The organism is Chamaesiphon sp. VAR_48_metabat_403, from assembly GCF_031422475.1.
GTDB lineage: Bacteria > Cyanobacteriota > Cyanobacteriia > Cyanobacteriales > Chamaesiphonaceae > Chamaesiphon.
In genome coordinates this window covers 1-5,062 of record NZ_JANPLS010000112.1, presented here as the reverse complement: position 1 = coordinate 5,062, position 5,062 = coordinate 1, and the positions used below count along the sequence as shown (strand labels likewise).

The 5,062-nt window shown below is 43.5% G+C and carries 5 protein-coding genes; 3 read left to right on the top strand and 2 right to left on the bottom strand.

From position 1 onward, the window contains the following. Positions 1-907: cation-transporting P-type ATPase (locus RMO79_RS05890; RefSeq protein ID WP_310482124.1), on the bottom strand; the 907-nt coding region annotated here is incomplete at its 3' end. A gap of 140 nt (positions 908-1,047) precedes the next feature. On the opposite strand from RMO79_RS05890, the gene RMO79_RS05885 reads away from it, so the two are divergent. The 3 genes from RMO79_RS05885 to RMO79_RS05875 all read left to right on the top strand — a co-directional run bounded on the left by RMO79_RS05885 (position 1,048) and on the right by RMO79_RS05875 (position 3,750). Continuing rightward, entirely contained in the window at positions 1,048-1,746 is a 699-nt protein-coding gene (locus tag RMO79_RS05885; RefSeq protein WP_310482123.1) for a 2,3-bisphosphoglycerate-dependent phosphoglycerate mutase, read from the top strand. A gap of 891 nt (positions 1,747-2,637) precedes the next feature. Next, positions 2,638-3,561 (top strand): hypothetical protein, encoded by a 924-nt coding sequence (locus RMO79_RS05880; RefSeq protein ID WP_310482122.1) that lies wholly within the window; start codon positions 2,638-2,640, stop codon positions 3,559-3,561. Then, positions 3,562-3,750, top strand: coding sequence for a hypothetical protein (locus tag RMO79_RS05875; RefSeq protein WP_310482121.1), 189 nt, complete (start codon positions 3,562-3,564; stop codon positions 3,748-3,750). A 404-nt stretch (positions 3,751-4,154) separates the two neighbouring features. Here RMO79_RS05875 and RMO79_RS05865 read toward each other — a convergent pair whose 3' ends face one another. After that, positions 4,155-4,946, bottom strand: coding sequence for an anti-sigma factor antagonist (locus tag RMO79_RS05865; RefSeq protein WP_310482120.1), 792 nt, complete (start codon positions 4,944-4,946; stop codon positions 4,155-4,157). Positions 4,947-5,062: the final 116 nt, after the last annotated feature.

The following is a 5,062-nucleotide window of genomic DNA, read 5'->3' as shown; positions in this document are numbered from 1 at the left end:
CTTCTAAGGAACTTAGCTGAAACTGGCTCAGAGCAAGGATCTGTAAATTGGGTTGAAGCATGAAATTAGGGCGTGCCCAAACAAAGTTTCTTTCACCCTTTAGACGACATTTATGTCGGCTCAGATGCTCTGAAAGAGAATCGCCACCGAGCGTTTTCGCTAGTGATGCTAGATAAGTATGACTGCCTGTTTCGGCGACCACAGCGGTGCCCGAACCACTAACTACTGTTGTACCCATAAAGCAGAGATTGACCAATTCTAGGGGGTTTTTCTCCTGCTTGTCGGTGAGATCTACGTGTTTTTCAGTGGGGAGAGATTCGCCTGTGAGGGTAGATTGACTCAAGAATAAATCTTTGGCAGCAATCAGCCGCATATCGGCGGGAATCATATTTCCGGCTGACAGAAAGATGATATCTCCAGGCACTAGCAATTTCACCGCAATTTCTGTTCCGGTGATGCCTTGTTGCTCTTTTTGTGGGGTAACTTTGGCGGTGCCCTGGCGACTTACTGCTGCTGTGATACTCACCATTGCCCGCAGTTTTTCGGCGGCTTTATTAGATTGAAATTCTTGAAAAAACCGCAATAATCCTCCAAAAATCACCATGATCGTAATGATGAGAGCGGCTGTCGGACTTCCGGTTAATAGTGAAACGATCGCCAGTACGATTAGTAATAATGAGAGGGGATTTGTCACCGTTTTCAGCAGTTGGATATACCACTTGCTTGGCTTTTCACGGGCGATTTCATTTAGTCCCGATTTTGCCAACCGTCGTTTGGCTTCGGTTTCAGTCAGCCCTGCCAGTGAAGTATCGAATAATTTTAGAACTCCAGCTACATCTTTCTGAGCGATATCGATAAGTGCATCGGATGAATCTACAGAATTGGCATTCCGGCTGGAATTATTCATTGAGTAGTTTAATTTAGGGTATTAAATTGTCGGAAATTCTAAAGTTATTAATTACTGAGATCTTAGGTTAATCCTGTGAGGATCTCGTGAGGTAGTTATATATTGAAGTAGTGAATTGCGAATAATCAAGAGCAAAAACAATGGCTCAACTAATTTTAGTTCGGCATGGTCAAAGCCTCTGGAACGCCCTCAATAAGTTCACGGGATGGGTTGATGTCCCCCTGAGCGAACGCGGTCGGGCGGAGGCGACGATCGCTTCCTGTCGGCTCAGTGGTTATCGAGTAAATGTCTGCTTTACCAGTAAATTAATTCGAGCGATCGAAACAGCTACGATTTGTCTGACCGAAAATGATGATATCTGCGGTGGCAAAATTCCGATTATTAAACACGAGCAACCTAATCCAGATTGGCGCGGCTGGGATAACTACGATGGAAATCCGGCGGAAGAACTACCTATTTTTACAAATGCTGCCCTCGATGAGCGGTTTTATGGTGAGTTGCAGGGTTTAAATAAAGCGGATACCGCTGCTAAGTATGGCAGCGAACAGGTGCAGAAGTGGCGCAGATCTTACAGTGTCCGACCACCTGGCGGCGAGAGTTTGGAGGATACCCAACAGCGGGTGGTTGCCTATTTTAACAGCCGGATTTTGCCCCATTTGCCAGAAGGTGATAATGTCTTGATTGCCGCACATGGTAACTCGTTGCGATCGATTATCATGCTCCTCGACAATCTAAGTCCAGATGAAGTGACAGCACTAGAACTAGCAACGGGTATACCGATCGTATACGAGCTGGATGCTGCTGGAGAATCGATCGGCAAAAAGATTCTCAACGATTGACGCTGGGGTCGATTTGAACTAAGCTACCGTTACCCTTGAAGCTGCTGGAGAAATACGGCTCGATTGTAAAATTATGCGCTCAAATGTCGATCTCTTGATGGCGATCTCTTGAGAAATAAGATCGAACAATTTATCGATCGTTGTGAAAGTACATCAGAGAGGGATAAGTAATGGAACTAAATGAATTGCCAGGATCGGAGTTAATTTTACCTGGGCTGGAAGATCTTTACCACGGCAGAAATAATACAATCGGATCGCTATTAATCTCGTTGGCAAAGCCTCTCTGAAAGAGACTCGCCTCTATACGCTTAACCGCAGCGGGATTGGATATTCCGCAGGGATCTCTAGTATCAGAGCCAGAACTTGCTTTGTATAATTATCTTCAGGTCGATCTCGATAATGTTAAGGATCTGTTTGGAGAAGTCGAGAAAGGAAATCGAGGGGAAAACCTCAAGACTTTGCACCCTGACTTAAAGCCGTTTCTCAATGGTCGAGAGATAGTAGTAGCATTCGATCGCGCATCCCGAAGATACCTCGCTAGTCGCAGGGGAACATTATCTTGTCATTCGCGACCCTCATGGCAAAATTACTGAGTACAAAGTCAATATTCCAGCATGGGAAGAATGGCTTATTAGCAACAGCTTTGGGGCTTGAGGTGTGATGGCAGAAAATGGTCAAAGAATTATGTTAAAGTCCAAGGTATAGGAATCGAACCTGTCTAGAGCTTCCGCTCGCGGATTATGAGTCCATCAATTTCAATTCTATTCAAACCTATTACCAGATTCAACGATCGCCAAGACCTAGTGCCAGTAATCTTTAGCCACTTTCCTAATTTTGTAGATTGTGCGAAAATTGTAAAACTAGAAGAGTTTTATTAGGCATGGATTAGGCATGGATTTTCAAGATGTAGATCGAGCAATCGAGCGCGCAAATGCCAAAAAGGAGATCGTCGGACTACCGATTAGAATCGTGCAGCAGGATAAAAAACTATATCTGCGCGGGACTTTTCCCTCTAAAACTGGTGGAAGTCCCTCACAACATCGATATGCCCTCAATTTAGATGCTAAAACCCATTTAATCTCGATTGCCGTAATTAAAGCACGCGAAATTGGGCTGAAGTTGGCTCTAGGAGAATTCAATTGGGAAATAGAGCAGCCGCTCGCCATTGCACCGCCAGTGCCGCAAATTGTGACGATCGGGCAATGGGTAGCAGAATTTGAGCGACAATACTGGACAAAAAAAGAGCGTACTAAAGATGCCGAGCTGAATTATCGAACGGATTATGGGGCGATCTTTGAGAAGATCGACCTGGATAAAGTCATTAGTATCGACAGACTCAAATCGGCGATCGTCAATAGTTCTAAACCCGATACTCGAACTCGCGTCAGGTGGTGCAACGCACTAGGTAAACTAGCCGAATTTGCCGAACTCAATCGCCAACCAATTGGCGAGCTTAGAGGCAATTATTCCATGAGCGAGCCTTTAGAACAGCGAGATATCCCCGAACTCGATCGGGTGGTTGAATGGTTTGACTCGCTCAAAGCAAAAGACCCGATCTGGGCTAGAGCTTTTGGCATGTATGCAACTTATGGGATTAGACCGGGTGAATTATGGACTTTAGATACTTCTAGACTCAATGACAATAACTATCATGAGTTAGTCGTCAGAGCCAATAAAACCAATCGTACCCGTGTTACTTATCCCTATCCAGTCGAATGGTTCGATCGGTTTGAGTTATCTCAATTTACAGTTCCGACAAATATTTCGAGTACTGCTAGAGGTCAGGGCTATATACCGACCCGTCAGTTCAAATGATTGGGAGCAGAAATTGAATGCTATACGCTCAGACACTTTCACGCGATTCAGCTCATTTTAGGAGGGATTGATAGTGCGACTGCTGCCAAATGGATGGGTCACAGTCAGTTGATGTTCGATCGAGTCTACCTACACTGGATGGACGAGCGGCACCATCGGAAGTTATTCGATCGCCTGGTGGATAAGTAAACAACTGATACTCAACTAATGTGACTAGATTATAGGGATAGAATACTAGATTATGACACTATTTAGCTCGACTACATTGCAAAACTGTCTGTTATTCTAAATCTAAATAAGTACTTAGATATTCAATTAGATTGCTAATTCATTATCTTGAATTTTGAGCTGTGCTTGTTTATCACTCATTGATATCTTAATTCAGTAACGCCACTTTTTCAATGACTGGATTGCTCTCTTGAGAGATCCAGCCAGCCCTAGTCGATGTCGCTACTTTACACTACAACCGCTGGTATGACTGTTCGGATGATGGATAGAATTCTGAACTATGGTTTACCCTTACTGGTAACAGAATTTAAGTTACCTCTCTGGTTCCCAGAAAATCGTTACTTATCAAATTAAATGAACTGCCATTAATTATCGATCTTGTAATTGCTGTAGAATTCTAGTGGACTAGGGAAAATTTCAAAAATATCATCCATGCTACTCAACTCGAACAAAATTTTAATTTGTCGATCGATCGAACAAATCGATAATTGACTATTGACTTCGCGTACCTTTTGAGAAGCCAGTACCAAAGCTGCTAATCCAGAACTATCCATAAAAGTAAGATTTTGACAGTCAAGCAGCACATTACTAACACCAGCATTAGCACTTTCTACAATCGCTTGCCGCAATTGGCTACAGTTAGTTACATCTAAAACACCAGTAGGCTGAATCACCTTGAAAGGTGCTGCTACGCTTGTGAGTATTCCAGTAGCTGGTTGGAGTTGAGTTGTTGATACCAAAGATCCCATCGCTCGTTCGAGTTCTTGAGCGTATCTAGCCATCATCATGGTCTGTTTTTCAAGCCGAACGGAGATTGCTTCGCGCAGATCTCTGGGCGTAAATGGTTTGGTGAGATAGTCATCGGCTCCGAGCGACATTCCTTTGCGAAAGTCATCTTTAGCGGCTTTAGCCGACAGAAAGATAAATGGAATTTTGATGGTACTGGGATCTTGGCGGAGTGCGATTAGCACATCATAGCCATCGAGTTCTGGCATCATCACATCGCAAATAATTAGATCGGGATGATGCTCTTGCGCTAGTTGTACACCAATTTTGCCATTTTCGGCTGTTAGGACATCAAAGCCTTCTAATTCTAAAATTTCTTGAATGTTTTCACGAATTCCGGTTTCGTCTTCGATCGCTAGGATAGTTGTCATTTGGGTAGATGGGTAGATGGGTGGACGGGTGAATGGGTAGGTTTTAGGAATTATTGATAAATTGATATTAACTATCAATTGTTTAATTAGTTATCCCATTTGATTCAAAGGTAAAT

Excerpts from the sequence above, each read along its gene's own strand:
- RMO79_RS05885 (WP_310482123.1), top strand. The coding sequence starts at position 1,048 with ATGGCTCAACTAATTTTAGTTCGGCATGGTCAAAGCCTCTGGAACGCC.
- RMO79_RS05880 (WP_310482122.1), top strand. The coding sequence starts at position 2,638 with ATGGATTTTCAAGATGTAGATCGAGCAATCGAGCGCGCAAATGCCAAA.
- RMO79_RS05865 (WP_310482120.1), bottom strand. The coding sequence starts at position 4,946 with ATGACAACTATCCTAGCGATCGAAGACGAAACCGGAATTCGTGAAAAC.